Raw genomic sequence first — 19,578 nt, forward strand, 5'->3', positions numbered from 1 at the left:
GGGCCACTGTGGAAGGGATAGACCACCGCAGAAGTGACCAGGACACCGCGTTACACGCCGAGGTGTCGGCCGGTGGGGGGCGTACGCCGCCCCGTCGACGCGACGAGGCCTCGCGACATGTAACGCGGTGTTAGTGCCACCTGCACCCTGGTCAACCACTGCCACAGTGACCCGGACACCGCGTTACACGACGGAGGTCAGCCAGCAGCGCGCGCCGCGGCCAGGCGGCGCGTGTAGGCCACGAGCGTCGGCACGGCGGCACCGGTGCCGCCCGGCGTCAGGTGGCCGGTCGCCCCGCCGGAGTGGAACGCCGGGCCGGCGATGTCGAGGTGGGCCCAGGGCCGTCCGTCCGTGAACTCGCGGAGGAACGCGCCGGCGAACAGCCCGCCGCCCCAGCGCACCCAGTCGTGCTGGGCGAGGTCGGCGACCTTGCTGCTGCGCACGCGCTCCTTCATCTCGGGCGGCAGGGGCATCGGCCACATGGCCTCGCCCGCGCCGGTCGCGGCGGCGACGACGTCGGCCACGACCTCGTCGGAGCCCATGACGCCGCTGATGCGGTCGCCCAGCGCGACGACCATCGCGCCCGTGAGGGTGGCGACGTCGAGGATGACGTCGGGCTCGCGCTCGGTGGCACGCACCAGGGCGTCGGCCAGCACGAGCCGGCCCTCGGCGTCGGTGTTGGAGACCTCGACGGTGGTGCCGCCGTAGATCCGCAGCACGTCGCCGGGGCGCGTCGCGCTGCTGGAGACCATGTTCTCGGCCATCGGCGCGAAGGCCGAGACCGCGACGGGCAGCCCGAGCTCGGCGATCGCCAGGGTCGCCTGCACCACGGCGGCGGCACCGGCCATGTCGCACTTCATCGTGGTCATCGAGCCGCCGGGCTTGATGGAGAGGCCGCCGGAGTCGAAGGTGATGCCCTTGCCGACGAGCGCGAGGTGCGCCACCGGATCGGCCGGCGCGTAGGACAGCTCGACGAGACGCGGGGGAGCGCTCGAGGCGGCGCCGACACCGAGGATGCCGCCGCAGCCCAGCTCGGCCAGGGACGCCTCGTCGTGCACGGCGATGTCGATCTTCGGGGCACCACGGCCCTTCGTCGCGGCCTTGTGGGCGGCGACGACGGCGTCGGCGAAGGCGGGCGGGGTGAGGTCGACCGGGGGCGTGTTCACCCAGTCGCGGGTGGCGGCGACCGCCCGGGCGACGACCTGCGCGTCCGTCGCGGCCTGCTGCACGTCGGCGCGGCGCGCAGCGCCGGACAGCACGACCACCTCGGGGGCGCGCGTGTCCTCGCTCCGGGTCTCCTCGCGGTAGGTGCTGAACCGGTAGCCCCCGAGCTCCCAGCCCTCGACGACCGCGGTCACCAGTGCGGCGTCGTCGGCGGGCAGCGCCACGGCCACGGTCGCGGCGTTCGTGGCCGCGCGGGCAGCGGCGCCGGCGGCGCGCCGTACGGCGGCGGGGTCGGTCTCCGCACCCTCCGCGCCCAGGCCCACGAGCACCAGCAACGGCGACGTGATGCCGTCGCCGGTCGGCAGAAGCCGTGTCTCGCCCTCGTCGCCCGTGACGCCGAGCGTGGTGAGGAGGGGGTGGAGCCGGCGCCCGTAGGCGTCGGCCACGTCCTCCGCGCCCGCCGCGAGGCGGGGCCCCTGCTCCGTGCGCACCACGCCGACGACCACGGCGTCGGCGCGCGTCTTGGCGGGGCTGGCCTTGCTGAGCGTGTAGGACGTCACGCTCCCCGATGCTAGGTGACGCGCTGGTGACGTAGTTTCGCCCCCATGGCTGCCACCCCCGAGCCCACCGACCTCCTCCGCTCCCCGCTGCACGAGCGGCACGTCGCCCTCGGCGCCAAGCTGGCGCCGTTCGGCGGGTGGGCGATGCCGGTGGAGTACGCCGCGGGCACGGCCGCCGAGCACACCGCGGTCCGCGAGCGGGTGGGCCTCTTCGACGTCAGCCACCTCGGCAAGGCGAGCGTGCGCGGGCCGGGGGCGGCGGCGTACGTGGACGCCGTGCTCACCAACAGCCTGGGGCGGATCGCGCCGGGCCAGGCGCAGTACACGCTCTGCTGCGCCGAGGACGGCGGTGTCGTCGACGACCTCATCGCCTACCTGCGCGCCGACGACGACGTGTTCCTCGTGCCCAACGCCGCCAACACCGCCGCGGTCGTCGCCATCCTGCGGGCCGGCGCCCCGGCGGGGATCGACGTGAGCGACGAGCACCGGGACCACGTCGTGCTCGCGGTGCAGGGCCCGTCCTCGGACGCGGTGCTCGAGGCGGCCGGTCTGCCCGCCGGCCACCCCTACATGTCGTTCCGCGACACCACCTTCGACGGCGGGCCGGTGGTCGTGTGCCGCACGGGTTACACGGGGGAGCGCGGCTACGAGGTCGTCGCCCCGGTCGCGCTCGCCGAGCCGCTCTGGGACGCCCTGGTCGCGGCGGGGGAGCCGCACGGGCTGCTGCCGGCCGGTCTCGGCGCCCGCGACACGCTGCGCACCGAGATGGGCTACCCGCTGCACGGCCAGGACATCGCGCCGACCATCACCCCGGTGCAGGCGCGGCTGGGCTGGGCCGTCGGCTGGGACAAGCCCGCGTTCGCCGGCCGCGACGCCCTGCTCGCGGAGCGCGCGGCCGGACCGCAGCGGGTGCTGCGGGGCCTGCGGGCGGTGCGGCGCGGCATCCCCCGCCCCGGCATGCGCGTGCTCGACGCCGAGGGCGGCGAGCTCGGCCTCGTCACGTCCGGCACGTTCTCCCCGACGCTGCGCACCGGGATCGCGCTGGCCCTGCTCGACCGCGCGGTCGCCGAGGGCGACGAGGTCGTCGTCGACGTGCGGGGCCGGTCCGAGGCGTTCACCGTCGTGCGGCCGCCCTTCGTGGAGGCCTCGGCCCGCTGAGCCCGGGCCGCGTCAGCCGAGCGCCAGCGCGCTCACGACGAGCGTCACCGTCACGGCGGACTCGACGCACGCGCCGTACACGTCACCGGTGACGCCGCCGAAGCGGCGGCGGCAGCGCCGGGCGAGGAGGTACGCCGCCGCCTGGCCCGCGACGACGCCGAGGCCGAGCGCGAGGAGCCAGCGGTCCGGTGCGACGGGGCCGACGAGCAGCACCCCGAGGACCGCGGCACCCGCGAGCAGGGTGAGGGTCGCGCCCACCGCGACGGCCGCCCGGGCGCCGGTGACCGCTCCGGCCACGGTCGCGCCGAGACCGTCGCCGCGCGCGGCCGGCCAGGCCGGGGTGCAGAGCCAGGGCAGCGTGCCCCGTCCCGCGACGACCGCGACCGCGAGCGCCAGCGCGCCGAGCACGGCGTCGTGGGCCAGGAGCGTGGCGGCCGCCGCGACCTGCGCCAGCAGCGCGAGCACGAGGGTCGCGACGCCGAAGGGCCCGATGTCGGACTTCTTCATGATCGCCAGCGCGAGCTCGCCGGAGCGGCCCGACCCGAGCCCGTCGGCGACGTCGGCGAGCCCGTCGAGGTGCAGGGCGCGGGTCAGCGCGGCCGCTCCGGCGATGGCGAGGACGGCGAGGAGCAGCGGCGCGGAGCCGAGGTGGGCGAGCACGCCGACGGGTACGGCGAGGAGCAGCGCCAGCACGAGCCCGACGCCCGGCGCGACCGCCATGGCGACGCCCGCGATGGCCCGGTCCACCCGCCGCGGCGGCGGGACGCGCAGGACGGAGAGGGTGCCGACGGCGAGCCGGACTCCGTCACCGGTGCTCGTGCCCGCGGGGCTCACAGGGACACGACCCGTCCGGCGACGCACCAGCGCACGTCCTCGGTCGCAGCGGCGACGGCCGCGTTCAGGCGCCCCATGGCGTCGCGGAACAACCTGCCCGACGCCGTGGCCGGCACGATGCCCTGGCCCACCTCGTTGCTGACGGCGACGACCCGGCGGGAGGTCGTGCGCCAGGCCTCGAGCAGCGCGGCGACCTCGGCCTCGACCGCGGCCCACGCGTCGGCGTGGTCGGGCGCGGAGGGCTCCCACGCGCCGTACCGGTCGATGACGCCCGTCAGCCAGAGGGTCAGGCAGTCGACCAGCAGTGCCTCGCCGGGCGCCTCGTCGGCGAGCAGCCCGACGAGGTCGAGGGTCTCGACCGTGCGCCAGTGGGCCGGGCGACGCTCGACGTGCAGGGCCACGCGCTCGGCCCACTCGGCGTCCCCGTCGCGGCGGCCGCTGGTCGCGACGTACGCCACCTGCGGCTCGCCCGCCACGAGCCGCTCGGCCTCGACGGACTTGCCCGAGCGGGCCCCGCCGAGCACCAGCGTGCGGCCGCCCGGTCGGGGGGTGACGGCGCCGGGGACGAGCTCGGTGCCGTCGTCGACCACGCGGGCGCCGACGGCGGCGAGGCGGCGCGCGAGCTCGGGCGTCGGCGGGTTGTGGTGGGAGAGGTGCACCGCGACGACGTCCGTGGTGTCGGTGACGGCACCCACCGCGCGGAGCCGGCGGACCTGCTCGGCGAACGTGGCCAGCGCGAGGTGCTGCTCACCGGCGAGGTCGACGCGGTCGCCGAAGGTCTCCTCGAGGAGCACGACGTCGTACGCCGCGCCCTCCACCGCCGTGATCGTCGCCGCGGGCAGGGGGCCGGTGTCGGTGGCGTGCAGGACGCGTGTCCCGGTCGGCGTCGTCACGTCCCAGAGCACGGCCTCGACCGCGCCGGGGTCGCCCAGGCCGGTGCGGTGGGCGGCGGCCAGCACCCGCACGTCGTAGCCGAGGAGGGTGTGCCGCTCGCCGGGCGCGACAGGCAGCCACGTCACCGGTGCGTCGTCGGGCAGCCAGGCACGCGCGGCCGCGATCGCGTCGGGCGGGCCGGCGACGGTGAGCGGTGCGTCGGTGACCCAGCCCCGATGCATCAGCGCGGCGGGACTGAGGTGGTCGGAGTGCTGGTGGGTGACGAGGAGGAGGCGCACGCCGGTGAGGTCGGTGCCCGCCCGGGTGGCCGCCTCGGGCGTGCTGGGTCCGCAGTCGAGGAGAACGGTCCCGTCGAGGAGCGCGGCGGTCTGGCCGCGCACCCGGCCGGCCGCGCGCTCCGCACCGCAGGAGGCGCAGCGGCAGAACGCCTGGGGCCAGCCGTCGGCGGCACCGGTGCCGAGGAGTCGCACGCTCACCGGGTCATTGTCGGGTCCGTTGTCGGGGGCGGGCACCCGCCCCTAGTCTCGGGGGCGTGAACCTCCCCGACGCGCCGTCCGCCTTCCGCTCCCCGACGCCCCCGGAGCAGCTCTGGTGGTGGCGCGCTGAGGACCGGGACGGCAACGAGGTGACCGTGACCGGCGAGCACGCCGACGAGCGGTTCCCGAGCCAGTCCGACGCGGAGTCGTGGGTGGGCGAGGTCTTCGGCGACCTGGTCGAGCAGGGCGTCGACGCGGTCGTGCTGTTCGAGGGGGAGCGCCGGGTCTACGGCCCGATGTCCCTGCACCCCTGAGCGCCTCGCAGCGGTAGTCTCACGGGCGTGCAGGCCTACCTCGACCTCGTCCGCCGCATCCTCGACGAGGGGGTGGAAAAGTCCGACCGCACGGGCACCGGCACGCTCAGCGTGTTCGGCCACCAGATGCGCTTCGACCTGACCGCCGGCTTCCCGCTCGTCACGACGAAGAAGGTCCACACGCGCTCCGTGTTCGCCGAGCTGCTGTGGTTCCTGCGCGGCGACACCAACGTGCGCTGGCTGCAGGAGCGCGGCGTGACGATCTGGGACGAGTGGGCGGACGAGGACGGCGAGCTCGGCCCCGTCTACGGCGCGCAGTGGCGCTCCTGGCCTACGCCCGACGGCGGTTCCATCGACCAGATCACCAAGATCATCGAGCAGATCCGCACCGACCCCGACTCGCGACGGCACGTCGTCAGCGCCTGGAACGTTGCCCAGGTCGACGACATGGCGTTGATGCCGTGCCACACGGTGTTCCAGTTCTACGTCGCGCCGGCGCGGGACGGCGGGCGGCCGCGGCTGTCGTGCCAGCTCTACCAGCGCTCGGGCGACGTCTTCCTCGGCGTGCCGTTCAACATCGCGTCGTACGCGCTGCTGACCCACATGGTCGCCCACGTGCTCGACCTCGAGGTGGGGGACTTCGTGCATACGCTCGGCGACGCGCACCTCTACCTCAACCACCTCGACCAGGCCCGCCTGCAGCTCACGCGCGAGCCGCGTCCGCTGCCGACGCTGTGGCTGGACCCGGCCGTGCGGGAGATCGACGGGTTCGACCTGGAGCACGTCGAGGTGCGCGGCTACGACCCGCACCCGGGGATCAAGGCGCCGATCGCCGTATGACCACCCCCGGCGGCCTCACCGTCACCTGCGTCGCCGCCGTCGCGCGCAACGGGGTCATCGGGGACGGCCCCGACATCCCGTGGAAGGTGCCCGGGGAGCAGGCGGAGTTCAAGCGCCGCACCCTCGGTACGACGCTGTTGATGGGCCGCGCGACCTACGCGTCGATCGGGCGACCGCTGCCCGGGCGGACGACGGTGGTGCTGACGCGGGACGCCGCGTGGTCGCCGGGGCACGACGGGGTCCACGTCGCCCGCGACCTTGATGCCGCGGTGGCGATCGCCGACGGGCTCGGTGTTCCCGTCAGCGTGGCGGGCGGGGCGCAGGTGTACGCCGCAGCCCTCGCCGTCCCCGGTCTGGTCGACGCCCAGGTGCTCACCGAGATCCCGCTCGAGGTGCGGGGCGACGTGCGCTACCCGGCGATCGACGAGGCCGGGTGGCCCGTGGTCGACCGCGACGTGCACGACGGGTTCACCGTGGTGGTGCGCTGGCGCCGGGCGCGTCTCGACGCGCTGGCGGGGCTCCTGGGTGGCCCGGTCGCGGGTCCGGCGCTGCTGCGCGGCGGTACCCACGCGACGACCCTCGCCGTCCGGCAGCGGGACCGCGACCTCGTGGCGCGGTGGTTCCCGCCCGGCGACCCGGCGGTCGAGCGCGAGCGTGCTGTGCTGGAGGTCGCTCCGCCCCTGGCGCCTCGGTACGTCGCGGACGGCGCCACGCCGTGGGGTCCGGTGCTCGTCACGACGCGGCTCGCTGGCGGCACCCCGCCTCCCGACACCGCGCCCGAGGAGCTCGCGCCCGCGATGGCGGAGGCCCTGGCCGCGGTGCACGCGTGGGACGGCGCGGGCCTGCCCGGCTCCTCGGCGGTTGCGACACCGCCCTCGGCGCGGACGGCCCTGGTCCACGGTGACTTCTGGGCCGGCAACCTGCTGTGGGACGGGTCGCGCGTCGCCGGCATCGTCGACTGGACCGGGGCCTGCCGTGGTCCGGTCGAGCTCGACGTGGCGTGGGCGCGCCAGGACCTGGTGCTGCTGGGATCGGCGGAGGCCGCGCGCATCTTCCTCGAGGCGTACGAGCGAGCCAGCGGGGTCCGGCTCGGCGACGTACCCGCGTGGGACCGGTGGGCCGTCGACCGGGCCGCGCCGCAGGTCGCGGGATGGGCGGCGAACTATGCCGGGATCGGGCGCCCGGACCTCACGGGTCCGGTGTTGGTCGAGCGACTCCAGCGGTTCGCCGACGCATTGGGCTGAGGACGCGGGTGGTTCAGCCGGCGTGTTCCCCGGTCAGCCGGGGAACACGCCGCCTTGACCATCAAATTTGATGGTCAAAGCGGTCGATTCCCCGGCTGACCGGGGAAAGTTGTCAACTCCTGTGACTAACGTGCGCCTCGCCGAACAACCCAACTCGGCGGATTGTGTAACAATCTTCCCGTGACTCGCGCCCCCGCCGTGCTCGCCGTGCTGCTCGCCGCGGCGTGCTTCGCCACGACCGGCACGGCGCAGGAGCTCGCCGACGTCGACGCGAGCGCGACGTCGGTCGGCGCGGCCCGGATCGTCGTCGGGGGCGGGATCCTCGGTGTCGTCGCCCTCCTCGCCGCACGATCGACGCCGTCGACCGGGACGACGACCGGCACGACGACGGCGAGCCGCCTCCCCGCCTGGCTCGTCGTCGCCGTCGGCGCCGCGGGCGTCGTGGCCTACCAGCCCTTCTTCTTCGCCGGTACGGCGCAGAACGGCGTCGCCGTCGGCACCGTCGTGGCGCTGGGCTCGGCGCCCGTGGCGACGGGCATGCTCGACGGCCTCGTCCGGCGGCAGGTGCCCTCGCTCCGCTGGTGCGTCGCGACCGCGGTGGCGCTCGTCGGCGTGGTGCTCGTCTCGGGCCTCGCCACGAGCGGCGCCGGGGCGGTCGCCCCTGCGGGCGTCGCCTCCTCGGTGGCGGCGGGCGCGTCGTACGCCCTCTACGCCCTCGCCGGCAAGCTGCTCCTCGACCGCGGCTGGACGCCGAGCACCTCCATGGGAGCGACCTTCGGGGCGGCGGCCGTCGCGAGCGTCCCGCTGCTCCTGCTGACGTCGACCGCGTGGCTGGCCACGCCCCGGGGCCTCGCCCTCGTGCTGTGGCTCGGTCTCGTCACGACCACGGTGGCCTACCTGCTGTTCGGCTGGGGCCTCCGGCGCCTCGAGCCCACGACCGTCGCCACCCTGACCCTCGCCGAGCCGCTCGGCGCCACCCTCCTGGGCCTCTTCGTGCTGCAGGAGCGCCTCACCGGGCTCGCGTCCGTGGGCCTCGTCGTCCTCGTCGTCGGCCTCGCGATCCTCAGCCTGCCGCAGCGGCGGGGGAGGAGGCTCGATGTCGCCCCGGCGGCGTGAGGCCGCGCCGGGCCCGACCGCGGTCGAGCGCCTGGCGGCCACCCTCCGCGACGCGATCCTCGACCGCGGGGTCCTCGCGCCGGGCGACCCGTTGCGCGAGGAGGACCTCGCCCGCGACCACGACGTCTCGCGCCACACCGCCCGCGCGGCGCTCGCGCTGCTGCGGGCGGAGCGCCTCGTCGTGGCGGTCCCGTACGCCGGCGCCCGCGTCGCGACCCCCGACGACGCCGCGCTCGGGGCGCTGCAGGAGTTGCGGGCCGCGCTCGAGACCGAGGCCGTCCGCATCGTCACCGAGCGGCACGGCAGCCCGTGGCCGGCGGAGGTGCGGATGCCGATGGACGCGGCCGTCGAGGCGCTGGCCACGGCGGAGGCGGCCGACGACTGGCGCGCGACGCTGCACGCGCACGCCGCGGTCCACCGGGCCGTGGTCGAGGCCGCCGAGAGCCCGCGGATCGCGGCGGCCCACGCGCAGCTGGAGTCGGAGATCCTGCTCGTGCTCGCCCACCTCCGTCCCGACTACCCGGCGGGCTCGCTGGCCGAGGAGCACCGCTGCTACCTCGACGCCCTGCCCGAGCGGGGCGGCGCCGCCGTGCGGGAGCACCTCGACCGATCGACGAGCCTCATCCGCGCGGCCCGGCGCGCTGTGGGTGACGTCTGAGAGGCTGCAGGTCATGGACCTCCGCATCTTCACCGAGCCCCAGCAGGGTGCGACCTACGACGACCTCCTCGCCGTCGCCCAGGAGACCGAGCGTCTCGGGTTCGACGCGTTCTTCCGCTCCGACCACTACCTGCACATGAGCGGCGACGGACTGCCCGGCCCGAGCGACGCCTGGACGACGGTGGCGGGTCTCGCCCGCGAGACCAGCACGATCCGCCTCGGCACCCTCATGACGTCGGCGACGTTCCGGCACCCCGGCGTCCTGGCGATCCAGGTGGCGCAGGTCGACCAGATGTCGGGCGGCCGGGTCGAGCTCGGGCTGGGCGCCGGGTGGTTCGAGGGCGAGCACGCGGCGTACGGCATCCCCTTCCCCGACACGCGCGAGCGCTTCGACCGGTACGCCGAGCAGCTCGAGATCGTCACGGGCCTGTGGGCGACGCCGCAGGGGGAGCGCTACTCGTTCACGGGCGAGCACTACACGCTGACGGACTCGCCCGCCCTGCCGAAGCCGGCCCAGGCCAAGCCCCCGGTGCTCGTCGGCGGGCTGGGCAAGCGCCGTACGCCGGAGCTCGCCGCGCGCTACGCCGACGAGTTCAACCTGCCCTTCGTCGACCTGGACACCACGCGCGCGCAGTTCGCACGGGTGCGCGAGGCGTGCGCGGCCATCGACCGCGACCCGGCCGAGCTCATCTGGTCGAACGCCCTCGTCGTCTGCGTCGGCGCCGACGAGGCCGAGATCGCCCGCCGGGCCGCTGCCATCGGCCGCGACGTCGACGAACTGCGGGCCAACGGGCTGGCCGGCACGCCGAGCGAGGTCGTGGACCGGCTCGGTGCGTTCGCCGAGGCCGGCGCGCAGCGCGCCTACCTGCAGGTGCTCGACCTGGGCGACCTCGACCACCTGCGGCTCATCGCCGCCGAGGTCCTGCCGCACGTCTGAGCCGCTGCCACCAGCCCGGGCGCGCGGACCTGCCGTCCGCGTGCCCGGCGCCGGGGTAGATCTCGTCGGTGCCGAGGTGCGCGACGTGTCCGTCGTAGGGCCCGATCTTCACGAGGGTGTCGCCGTCGCGCAGCACGACCTGCAGCCCGTGCTCCAGTTCCCAGTCGCAGCTCGACTCGACGTCGACGTACCAGGTGCCGTCGTGGCGCGCGACGTGCAGCTCGTCGCCGATCTCCACCTGCGACCAGACGTCCTCGGGGCGGCTCAGGGGCACGTCCAGGTCGACGTCCGCCGCGACGTCGGAGTAGTAGGCCCAGAGGAACGGCGTCAGCGTCTGCCGGAACTCGGTGGGGAGGGCCGCGAGGCGGCGGAGGACCGCGGCGACCTCGACCGGGTCGGCCTCCGGATCGTCGAGGATGACCGTGCCGGTCACCCCCAGCCCGGGGACCTCCAGGGTCGTGTCGCTCTCGAGCCAGCCGGACCGCTCGTCGAGTGTGAAGGTTCCGAAGCCGGGGATCTCCGTCATGCGCGCCACCGTGCCGCGCCGCGGGCCGTGCGAAACCCGGAGCGGGCGGGAGGTCCCCCGCGGTGCGCCGCGTGCAGCGGGGTGCCGCGGCAGGGATAGCCTGTCCCTCGTGACCACTGCTGCTCCCGCCGCGCCGTTCGGCCGCGTCCTGACCGCCATGGCGACCGCGTTCCACGCGGACGGCTCGCTCGACCTCGAGAGCACGCAGAAGATCGCCCGTCACCTCGTCGCCAACGGTCACGACGGCCTCGTGGTGTCCGGTACGACGGGGGAGTCGCCCACCACGACCCAGGCCGAGGACGGCGAGATCCTCGCCGCGGTGCGGGACGCGGTCGGCCCGGACGTCACCCTGGTCGCCGGTGTCGGCACCAACGACACGCGCACCTCCACCGAGCTGGCCCGTCAGGCGAACAAGAACGGCGCGGACGGCGTGCTCCTCGTGACGCCGTACTACAACAAGCCCGGCCAGAAGGGCATCCTGAACCACTTCCGCCAGGTGGTCGAGGCGGCCGAGCTCCCGGTGATGCTCTACGACATCCCGGGGCGCACGGGCTCGCAGATCGCGCTGGAGTCCTACGAGGAGATGGTCGGGTGGGAGCCCGTCGTCGCCGTCAAGGACGCGGTCGGTGACTTCGTGCGGGGCCTGCGGATCACGCAGCTCGGCTTCGCCGTGTACTCGGGCGACGACGCCCTCAACCTCGGCTGGCTCGCCCACGGCGCGAGCGGGTTCGTCTCGGTCTGCGGTCACGTCGCGGGCAACGAGCTGCGCTCGGTGCTCGACACCTTCTTCGCCGGCGACCCCGCCGGTGCACGCGAGATCTTCACGCGGCTGCTCCCCGCGTTCGACGCCGTGATGGGCGTCCCCAACTACGGAGCCACCACCGCCAAGGCAGCACTCCAGCTCCTCGGCGTCCTCGATAACCGGAACGTGCGCAGCCCGCTCGTTCCCCTCGACGACGAGGAGGTCGCCGCCCTGCGCGCCGGCCTCGTGAAGTCGGGGCTCATCCACTAGGAGTCCGCTTGTCCCATACTCACCCCGAGCTGTCCGCCCCCCCGGAGCTGCCGAAGGGCGGGCTGCGGGTCATCCCGCTCGGAGGTCTCGGCGAGGTCGGTCGCAACATGACCGTCTTCGAGCACGAGGGCCGTCTGCTCATCGTCGACTGCGGCGTCCTCTTCCCCGAGGACGACCACCCCGGCGTCGACCTGATCCTCCCCGACTTCGCCGCCATCCGTGACCGCCTCGACGCCGTCGAGGCGCTCGTGCTGACGCACGGCCACGAGGACCACATCGGCGCGACGCCGTACCTGCTCCGCGAGCGCAACGACATCCCGCTCGTCGGCTCGCAGCTGACCCTCGCCCTGCTCGAGGGCAAGCTGCGCGAGCACCGGCTGCGCAACCCCGTGCAGCACGTCGTCAAGGCCGGTGACGTGATCACCTTCGGGCCGTTCGAGCTCGAGATGGTGGCGGTCAACCACTCGATCCCCGACGCGCTCGCGGTGGCGATCCGCACCAGCGCCGGTCTCGTCCTGCACACCGGCGACTTCAAGATGGACCAGCTGCCGCTGGACGGTCGCATCACCGACCTCGTCTCGTTCGCGCGTCTCGGCGAGGAGGGCGTGGACCTGTTCCTCACGGACTCCACCAACGCCGAGGTGCCCGGGTTCACCACCCACGAGAAGGACATCACGCCGGCGCTCGACCGCACCTTCTACGCGAGCGACCAGCGGATCATCGTCGCCTGCTTCGCCTCCCACGTGCACCGCGTGCAGCAGGTGCTCGACATGGCGGTCAAGCACCGCCGCAAGGTCGCCTGGGTCGGCCGGTCGATGGTGCGCAACATGGGCATCGCGCGCGAGCTGGGCTACCTCAACGTGCCGCCGGGACTCATCGTGGACGCCAAGCAGCTGACCGAGCTGCCGCCGCACCAGCAGGTGCTCATCTCGACGGGGTCGCAGGGCGAGCCGCTCTCGGCGCTGAGCCGCATCGCGCAGCGGAGCCACAACTTCGTGCACCTCGAGGAGAACGACACCGTCATCCTCGCCAGCTCGCTCATCCCGGGCAACGAGAACGCGGTCTACCGGGTCATCAACGGGCTCTCCAAGCTCGGCGCCAACGTCGTGCACAAGGGCAACGCGATGGTGCACGTCTCCGGTCACGCCAGCGCCGGCGAGCTCCTCTACTGCTACAACATCGTCAAGCCGCGCAACGTGCTCCCGGTCCACGGCGAGGTGCGGCACCTGCGGGCCAACGGCGACCTCGCCCGGGCGACCGGCGTGCCGGCCGACCGGGTGCTGCTGGCCGAGGACGGTGTCGTGGTCGACCTCGTCGACGGCGTCGCGTCGATCACCGGCAAGGTGGAGTGCGGCTACGTCTTCGTCGACGGCTCCAGCATCGGCGGCCTCTCGGAGTCCTCGCTCAAGGACCGTCGGATCCTCGGCGAAGAGGGCTTCATCTCGGTGATCGTGGTCGTCGACTCGGTGACCGGCAAGGTGCTGAGCGGCCCCGACATCCACGCCCGCGGCTTCGCGGAGGACGACTCGGCCTTCGACACCGTGCGCGGCCCCATCCTCAAGGCCGTCGAGGCGGCGATCGCGGACGGCACGACGGACAACCACCAGCTCCAGCAGACCGTACGGCGCGTGGTCGGCCGCTGGGTCGGCGGCAAGCTGCGCCGGCGCCCGATGATCGTGCCGGTCGTCATCCAGGCCTGAGGCTCACGTCCAGCGGGCGGCGTCGCCGGGCGTGACGAGGCCCGGTCGCGTCACATCGGCGTCGACGCCGGCGTGGGGCCGCTCGCGGAGCGTGGCCAGGGCGCGGAGGAGACCGCGTCCGGCGGGTGCGGGATCCCCGGAGGCCGGGTCGTGGTCGATCACGCGACACCGGACGATGGGCTCACGCACCCGGATCCTGGCCTCGCCGAGGGCGAGCTCGCGGCCGGCCCAGGCGTCCTCGGTGAAGGGCTCTGAACGGTCGGTGTCGTCGAGCACGAACGTCGACCGCAGGCGGGCCGCGGTGGCCTCCTCGGGCTCGACGAGGCCGGCCGCGCGCGCCAGGGCCCGCACCGTCGCGCGCGTGACGACGCTGACCGACGCGCCGTAGACGATCCCGCCCCGCGGTGCGACCGCCAGGGTGACGGTGCGGCCCAGGTGCGCGGAGAGCAGGGCGCTGTGGGCCGATGCTGCGAGGGGCTGTACCGTCACGCGTCGTCCCCAGTAGTCGACGTCCGCGGCCGTACCGTCGAGCTCGACGGGGCCGCTCGCCACGCCGTCGGGCGTCCGCAGGTCCCACCCGCCGGCGAGGCCGAGGTCGTCGTCGCGCAGGCTCGCCCGCACCGTGAGCAACCGCGGGTGGGCCACGGTGCGGAGCACCGTGCGCCGGTCGGCGTCGAGGGCGCAGAGCAGGCGGTCACCCTCGGGGCCGTCGGGGTCGAGGCGCAGGGCGGGCAGCGACGGGTGCGTGGCGCCCTTCAGCAGCGCGACGCCCAGGCGGGACACGTGCATCGGACGTCAGAGCATCCCGGTGACGGGGTCGCGGTCGGTGAGGCAGTACGTCGCACCCGAGGGGTCCCGCAGCACCGTCCACCGCTCGTGCTCGGCGACCTGCTCCGCCCCCAGCGCGCGGTGCCGGGCGGTCTCGGCCGCGCGGTCGCTGCAGGCCACGTCGAGGTGCGCCGTGACGGCCGGGCGGTCGTCGTCGACCCGCTGGAACAGCAGGCGCAGCGGCTGGCCCTCGGGGCGGCGCAGCGAGGAGAACGCGCCGCTGACGCTCGACGGCTGCGGCACCCAACCGGTGAGCTCGGCCCAGAAGTCCCGCTCGGCGTCGACGAGGTGTGCTGGCGCGTCGACGCACACCTGGTCGACGGCCGACCGGGACCCGTCGGGCCACGTCGCTGCCGGTGCCCGGAGGCAGGCGGCGTGGCCGACGCAGCAGAAGAGCAGGCCGCCGGGGGAGCGGAGCACCACGTAGCCGTGCGGGCTGCGGTGCACCACCCCCGCACCGAGGGCCACGGCCCGGTCGGCGGCGCGCGCCGGGTCGGGCACGTGGAGGTCGAGGTGGACGCGGGTCCGTGCGCCCGTGCCACGACCGTCGACCCGTTGGACCCGCAGGTGGTCGTGACCCGAGGGCGGGACCAGGGTCGCGAACTCGCCGGCGTCGCCCCGCGGGGGCGACAGTCGGTAGCCCGTCACGGCGGCCCAGTAGGCCGGTACGGAGTCCCAGTGCGACGCGTCGACGTCGAGGAAAGCGCTCACCCAGAACGGGCGTGCCGCCGTCTCGTCGGACTCCGCCACCGGGCGGTGCAGCACTGCCGAGACCGGCGCGACGACGAGGTCGTGGGGTGCGTCGGCGGCGGGCCGTGCCTCGGCGTCGACGATCAGCGAGAAGCCCGGGGCCGCGCGGGGCGGCCACACCAGCGTCACCCGCGGGTTCGCGGCGACGTTCGCGAGCGAGCCCCGGCCGGGCGTCCGCAGGCGCAGTCCGCCGACCACCCCGCCGGCCTCCCCGCCGGCCTCCCCGCCGGCCTCCTCGTCGGGTGCGACGTGCACCGCCTTCACGCCCGTGCCGTCGGTCGACAGCAGGTAACCCGTGCCGAACGTCGCCAGCACGTCGGGGAGGTCCGCGAGGTCGACGACGATGCTCATGGGGTCACCGTAGAGCGACGTGCCGAGGTTCCGGCAGGGCCGGAAAGGCCGTGGACAGATCCGGCGCGGGACGGCCACGGGGAGCCCGGGTCACACCGCCCGCAGGACGCCGAGCACGATGAGCGCCTGGCCCAGGTGGTAGGTCACCATCACCGCCACGTGCGGCCACGGCGCGACCCAGGTCCGCGGTCGGGCGAACCGGTCGAGCGCCAGCACCGTGTCGCTGGCGACGAACACCGCGGCGCCCGCGGCCACCAGCACGAGCCCGGTGCCCCAGCCCGTCACGAGCATCGCGCCGATGACGAGCATGTACGCCGCGACCGGAGCCGCGAGGCCGATCCCGCCCGACCGGAGGGTCGCCGGGAGCACGGCGCGTCCGGCCACCAGCGCTCCGACGAGGGCCACGGCCCCGCCCGCGAGCCACCACGACACCGCGACCCCGAGGGTGGCGAAGCAGGCGACGTACGCCAGGTGGCCGACCAGGAACGCCCCCAGCCCGGCGAGGAAGCGCCGTTCGGACCCGCCCAGGAGGAAGACGTCGCCGACCGTGCCGAGGAGGAGCGCGCCGACGAGCCACGCGCCGGCCGTGCTGTCGACTGCTCCGCCCGCCAGCGCGGCGGTGGTGAGCGCCAGGAGGGCCGCGGGCTTGACGACGGCCTCCGTGCGGCGGTCCTCCTGCGCGACGGCCACCCAGTTGGTGACGGCGATGACGACGAACAGGGCGGCGGTCACGAGGACGAGCAGCGGCGGCACGCGCCGCAGCATGCCAGTGGCAGTCGGCGCCCGACCACGGCGCCCCGCGTTAGTGCACCCCAGCCGCCGTCGGCGCCGGCGTCCCGCCGAGGGCGACGACCCGGTCCATGCGGTCGAGCCCGACCTCGTCGTGCGTGATCCACACGACCGAGCGGCCGGCGCACGCGGTGAGGAGGTCGTCGGTGACCGCCCGCGCCGTCGCGGTGTCGAGGTGAGCGGTCGGCTCGTCGAGCACGAGCACCGCAGTGTCGGCCAGCAGCGCGCGGGCGAGACCGATCCGGGCCCGTTCGCCGCCCGACACACCGACCCCGCCGTCGCCGATCCGGGTCGCCAGGCCTGCGGGGAGACCGGCCAGCCACAGGTCGAGTCGCGCCGCCACGAGGGCGTGCTCCACCTCGGCGTCGGTCGCCGACGGTCGGGCGAGGCGGACGTTCTCGGCCACGGTCGACGCGAACAGGTAGGGGTCGTCGTCGACGAGGCCGACGCGGCGGCGTACGTCGTCGGGGTGCAGCGTCTCCACGTCCGTCGTGCCCAGGCGGTGGGTGCCGGCGGTGGGGGAGAGGAAGCGCACGAGCAGGGCGGCGACGGTCGACTTGCCGCAGCCCGACGGGCCCACGAGCCCGACGTGGCTCCCGGCGGGCAGGTCGAGGTCGAGCCCGGCGACGGCGGTCCGGCCCGGCTCCCACGTGGCCGCGACGCCGTCGAGCGTGATGTCGCACGCGCCCGGTCCCGCGGGGAGCGGCGCCGGGGTCGCGGGGACGGCGACGGCCGGCTCGAGGTCCTCGAGCGCGTCGAGCCGCTGCCGGGCCGCGCGGGTGGTGACCCCGAGCACGCCGGCGTCGGCCAGGGGCGCGACGACGTCGACGAGCGCCAGCGGCAGGAGCAGGAAGAGCGCGAGCACCGGCGCGCCGACCTCGCCGGCCGCGAGCGCGTCGGCCCCGAGCCGGGCGACGAGCACGACGGAGACGGCAGCACCGACGGCGGGCCACGCCCGCGCGACGGCGGCCCAGGCCGCTGCCCGTGTGGTGGCCCGGCCCAGCTCGGTGCCGGCGGACCGCACGACACGGCGGGCGTCCCCGTCGGCCTGCCAGGCGACGAGCGAGCGTGCGTCGTCGAGCGTGGTGAGCGCGTGACGGGCCACCTCGGCCCGGGCGGTGACGACGCGGTCAGCGCCGGCGGCGACGCCGCACCGGGCGGTCGCCCACGTCGCCAGCCCCGCCACTGCCGCGACGCCGACCGCCACCAGGGCGGCGGCGGGGAGGACGGGCCCCGCGACCAGGGCCGTCACGGCGAGCACGCCGACCGCCGTGACCACCGGCATGCGCACCCGCAGGCGGTCGTCGAGGAGGCTGTCGACGTCGTCGACCACGCTGGTGAGGAGGTCACCGCGGCGCCGCCCGCCGAGCCGGCCCGGCACGAGCGGCACCAGCACGTCATAGACGCGCGCCCGGCGCTCGGCCAGCTCGCGCAGACCCACGTCGTGGGACACCAGGCGTTCGGCGTACCGGAACGCCGGCCGGCCCAGCCCGAACGCCCGCACCCCCACGATGGCGACCATCAGCATGAGCACCGGCGGCTGCTCGGAGGCGCGCACGATCAACCAGCCGGCGGTCGCCGTGAGCGCGACGCCGAAGAGCGAGGAGAGCACGCCGAGGGCCACGGCGCCGGCCCAGCGGAGGCCCACCCGCCCTGCCGCCCGGGTGCTCGGGGCCTCCACGGACGCGTCCGGGAGGGCCGGCCCGGCGGGGACGTCCGGGGAGGGCGCCGTACGCCGCGGCGCACCCGCCACACGGGCCGCAACCGGGCTCGCGGGTCGGACGTCGACCGGGCCCCGCAGCGCGATGCGGTGGTCCGCCGCCGCGACGAGCGCCGGCCGGTGGGCCACCGCGACGACGCAACGGGTGCGGGCCAGGTCACGGACGACCTCGACGAGCACCTCCTCCGTCGCCGCGTCGAGGTGGGCGGTCGGCTCGTCGAGCAACACGTAGGGACGGTCCGCCAGCACGACGCGGGCGAGGGCGAGCCGGGCCCGCTGGCCCGCGGACAGACCGTCGCCGTCCTCGCCCAGCGGCGCGTCGAGGCCCCCGGGCAGCGCGCGGACCACGTCGTCGAGCCGCACCCGGCGCAGGGCGTCCCAGACGTCGGTGTCGTCCGCGCCGGGACGCCCGACGCGCACGTTGGCGCCGATCGACGCGTCGAGCAACCACGGCCGCTGCCCGACGAGGGCGATGTGCCGCCGCCAGGCGTCGGGGTGGACCCCCGCGAGGTCGGTCCCGCCGACGAGGACGGTGCCGTCGTGGTCGAGCTCGCCGCGGAGCGCCTCCAGCAGCGTGGACTTGCCGCAGCCCGAGGGGCCGGTCACGACGGTGAGGCCCCGACGCGGGATCGTCACCGACAGGCCGTCGAGCACGGGTTCCTCGCGGTCCCCTCGGCGCACCCGCAGCGTCTCGACGCGGATGTCCCCGGCCAGGGTCACGTCCGCGGCACGCCCGCTCCCGGCCCGTCGCCCGGAGGTCAGGTCGTGGATCGCCTCGAAGGTGGCGGTGCCCTCGGCCGCCGCGTGGAACTCGGCGCCGACGCGCCGCAGCGGCCAGTACGCCTCGGGGGCGAGCAGCAGGACCGCGAGCGCCGTCTCCAGCTCGAGCCCGCCCCCGGCGAGCCGGAGGCCGACCGCCACCGCGACGAGCGCGACGGAGATGGTCGCGATGAGCTCGAGCGCCGCCGACGACGCGAACGCCAGCTTGAGCACGTCGGTGTTCGCCCGCCGGTAGCGGTCGGTGACCTCGCGGATCCGCGGTGCCTGGGCGCGGGCGCGCCGGTGCACGACGAGGGTCGGCAGCCCGCGCACGACGTCGACGAAGTGGCCGGCGAGCTGGCCGAGCACCCGCCACTGCCGGTCCGCCCGCTCGCGCGTGCTCATCCCGATGAGGATCGCGAAGACCGGGAGCAGGGGGAGGGTGAGCACGACGATCAGCCCGGACAGCCAGTCCAGCGAGGCGATCGCCAGGAGCGTGACGACCGGCAGCACGACGGCGAGCACCAGGGCGGGGAGGTAGCGCGTCAGGTACGGCTCGACCGCCGCCACCCCGCGGGTGGCGAGGAGGCCGTCGGCGCCCAGCCCCCGGCGCGCCTCACCGTCGTCGGGGCGACGCCCGAGCACGGCCGCGAGCACGACGTCGCGCAGCCGCACACCCACCAGGGCGGCGGCGCGGGCAGCGGCGACGTCCGTCACCGTCGCCAGCGCCGCGCGCCCGAGCAGCGCCGCGACGAACAGGGCCGCCGGGAGGTGCCAGCCCGTGCCGAGCGGGTCGGCGACCAGCCGCGCCACGGTGGCCGCCAGCGCCAGTGCCTGCCCGACGAGCAGGCCGGCGCCGAGCACGCTGCCGGCGACCACGACCGCGAGGGGGCCGCGCGCGGGTGCGAGGTGGGGGAGCACCCGCGGGTCGAGGGGCTTCATCGCTGC

Annotated in this window: 17 protein-coding genes; 9 read left to right on the forward strand and 8 right to left on the reverse strand. The window is 75.5% G+C overall.

What is annotated here, in order from left to right:
• Positions 1–197: 197 nt before the first annotated feature.
• A complete protein-coding gene (locus tag PIR53_05290; GenBank protein ID WZH53412.1) occupies positions 198–1,724 on the reverse strand; it encodes a leucyl aminopeptidase in 1,527 nt (508 codons plus the stop codon).
• A 45-nt stretch (positions 1,725–1,769) separates the two neighbouring features.
• Here PIR53_05290 and gcvT point away from each other — a divergent pair, with 45 nt between their 5' ends.
• Entirely contained in the window at positions 1,770–2,882 is a 1,113-nt protein-coding gene (gene gcvT, locus PIR53_05295) for a glycine cleavage system aminomethyltransferase GcvT (protein ID WZH53413.1), read from the forward strand.
• 12 nt (positions 2,883–2,894) lie between these two features.
• Here gcvT and PIR53_05300 read toward each other — a convergent pair whose 3' ends face one another.
• Positions 2,895–3,716, reverse strand: coding sequence for an adenosylcobinamide-GDP ribazoletransferase (locus tag PIR53_05300; protein ID WZH53414.1), 822 nt, complete (start codon positions 3,714–3,716; stop codon positions 2,895–2,897).
• Positions 3,713–5,086, reverse strand: a complete 1,374-nt coding sequence (locus tag PIR53_05305) for a bifunctional adenosylcobinamide kinase/adenosylcobinamide-phosphate guanylyltransferase (GenBank protein ID WZH53415.1) — start codon at positions 5,084–5,086, stop codon at positions 3,713–3,715. The genes PIR53_05300 and PIR53_05305 overlap by 4 nt, the downstream gene beginning before the upstream one ends.
• 56 nt (positions 5,087–5,142) lie before the next feature.
• Here PIR53_05305 and PIR53_05310 point away from each other — a divergent pair, with 56 nt between their 5' ends.
• The 6 genes from PIR53_05310 (at position 5,143) to PIR53_05335 (ending at position 10,195) form a co-directional block, all read left to right on the forward strand.
• Complete coding sequence (locus PIR53_05310) at positions 5,143–5,400, forward strand: hypothetical protein (protein WZH53416.1); 258 nt, start codon at positions 5,143–5,145, stop codon at positions 5,398–5,400.
• Positions 5,401–5,427: 27 nt separating this feature from the next.
• Positions 5,428–6,240: a thymidylate synthase gene (locus PIR53_05315; GenBank protein WZH53417.1), complete on the forward strand. Its 813-nt coding sequence runs from the start codon at positions 5,428–5,430 to the stop codon at positions 6,238–6,240.
• Positions 6,237–7,484 (forward strand): dihydrofolate reductase, encoded by a 1,248-nt coding sequence (locus PIR53_05320; GenBank protein WZH53418.1) that lies wholly within the window; start codon positions 6,237–6,239, stop codon positions 7,482–7,484. The genes PIR53_05315 and PIR53_05320 overlap by 4 nt, the downstream gene beginning before the upstream one ends.
• Before the next feature lie 180 nt (positions 7,485–7,664).
• Positions 7,665–8,600, forward strand: a complete 936-nt coding sequence (locus tag PIR53_05325; GenBank protein ID WZH53419.1) for an EamA family transporter — start codon at positions 7,665–7,667, stop codon at positions 8,598–8,600.
• Positions 8,581–9,258, forward strand: coding sequence for a GntR family transcriptional regulator (locus tag PIR53_05330; GenBank protein WZH53420.1), 678 nt, complete (start codon positions 8,581–8,583; stop codon positions 9,256–9,258). Before PIR53_05325 ends, PIR53_05330 begins: the two co-directional genes overlap by 20 nt.
• 13 nt (positions 9,259–9,271) lie before the next feature.
• Positions 9,272–10,195 carry an LLM class F420-dependent oxidoreductase gene (locus tag PIR53_05335; protein ID WZH53421.1) on the forward strand — a complete coding sequence of 308 codons (924 nt, stop codon included), beginning with the start codon at positions 9,272–9,274 and terminating at the stop codon, positions 10,193–10,195.
• Here PIR53_05335 and PIR53_05340 read toward each other — a convergent pair.
• The gene (locus tag PIR53_05340) at positions 10,164–10,721 is read right to left on the reverse strand and encodes a hypothetical protein (protein ID WZH53422.1); all 558 of its coding nucleotides are present in this window, start codon (positions 10,719–10,721) and stop codon (positions 10,164–10,166) included. The genes PIR53_05335 and PIR53_05340 overlap by 32 nt on opposite strands.
• A gap of 109 nt (positions 10,722–10,830) precedes the next feature.
• Here PIR53_05340 and dapA point away from each other — a divergent pair, with 109 nt between their 5' ends.
• The gene (dapA, locus tag PIR53_05345; protein WZH53423.1) at positions 10,831–11,733 is read left to right on the forward strand and encodes a 4-hydroxy-tetrahydrodipicolinate synthase; all 903 of its coding nucleotides are present in this window, start codon (positions 10,831–10,833) and stop codon (positions 11,731–11,733) included.
• A gap of 8 nt (positions 11,734–11,741) precedes the next feature.
• Positions 11,742–13,433 carry a ribonuclease J gene (locus tag PIR53_05350; protein ID WZH53424.1) on the forward strand — a complete coding sequence of 564 codons (1,692 nt, stop codon included), beginning with the start codon at positions 11,742–11,744 and terminating at the stop codon, positions 13,431–13,433.
• A 3-nt stretch (positions 13,434–13,436) separates the two neighbouring features.
• Here PIR53_05350 and PIR53_05355 read toward each other — a convergent pair whose 3' ends face one another.
• From PIR53_05355 to cydD, 4 genes are all read right to left on the reverse strand, one after another.
• Positions 13,437–14,222: an MOSC domain-containing protein gene (locus PIR53_05355; GenBank protein WZH53425.1), complete on the reverse strand. Its 786-nt coding sequence runs from the start codon at positions 14,220–14,222 to the stop codon at positions 13,437–13,439.
• Between the two features lie 6 nt (positions 14,223–14,228).
• Complete coding sequence (locus PIR53_05360) at positions 14,229–15,362, reverse strand: VOC family protein (GenBank protein ID WZH53426.1); 1,134 nt, start codon at positions 15,360–15,362, stop codon at positions 14,229–14,231.
• Between the two features lie 90 nt (positions 15,363–15,452).
• Complete coding sequence (locus PIR53_05365; GenBank protein ID WZH53427.1) at positions 15,453–16,115, reverse strand: lysoplasmalogenase; 663 nt, start codon at positions 16,113–16,115, stop codon at positions 15,453–15,455.
• 49 nt (positions 16,116–16,164) lie between these two features.
• Complete coding sequence (gene cydD / locus PIR53_05370; protein WZH53428.1) at positions 16,165–19,572, reverse strand: thiol reductant ABC exporter subunit CydD; 3,408 nt, start codon at positions 19,570–19,572, stop codon at positions 16,165–16,167.
• Positions 19,573–19,578: the final 6 nt, after the last annotated feature.

Source organism: Nocardioides alkalitolerans (assembly GCA_038184435.1).
GTDB lineage: Bacteria > Actinomycetota > Actinomycetes > Propionibacteriales > Nocardioidaceae > Nocardioides > Nocardioides alkalitolerans_A.

Coding starts and splice junctions, on each gene's coding strand:
- PIR53_05340 (WZH53422.1), bottom strand. CDS start 10,721: ATGACGGAGATCCCCGGCTTCGGAACCTTCACACTCGACGAGCGGTCC.
- gcvT (WZH53413.1), top strand. CDS start 1,770: ATGGCTGCCACCCCCGAGCCCACCGACCTCCTCCGCTCCCCGCTGCAC.
- PIR53_05330 (WZH53420.1), top strand. CDS start 8,581: ATGTCGCCCCGGCGGCGTGAGGCCGCGCCGGGCCCGACCGCGGTCGAG.
- PIR53_05360 (WZH53426.1), bottom strand. CDS start 15,362: ATGAGCATCGTCGTCGACCTCGCGGACCTCCCCGACGTGCTGGCGACG.
- cydD (WZH53428.1), bottom strand. CDS start 19,572: ATGAAGCCCCTCGACCCGCGGGTGCTCCCCCACCTCGCACCCGCGCGC.
- PIR53_05335 (WZH53421.1), top strand. CDS start 9,272: ATGGACCTCCGCATCTTCACCGAGCCCCAGCAGGGTGCGACCTACGAC.
- PIR53_05355 (WZH53425.1), bottom strand. CDS start 14,222: ATGCACGTGTCCCGCCTGGGCGTCGCGCTGCTGAAGGGCGCCACGCAC.
- PIR53_05320 (WZH53418.1), top strand. CDS start 6,237: ATGACCACCCCCGGCGGCCTCACCGTCACCTGCGTCGCCGCCGTCGCG.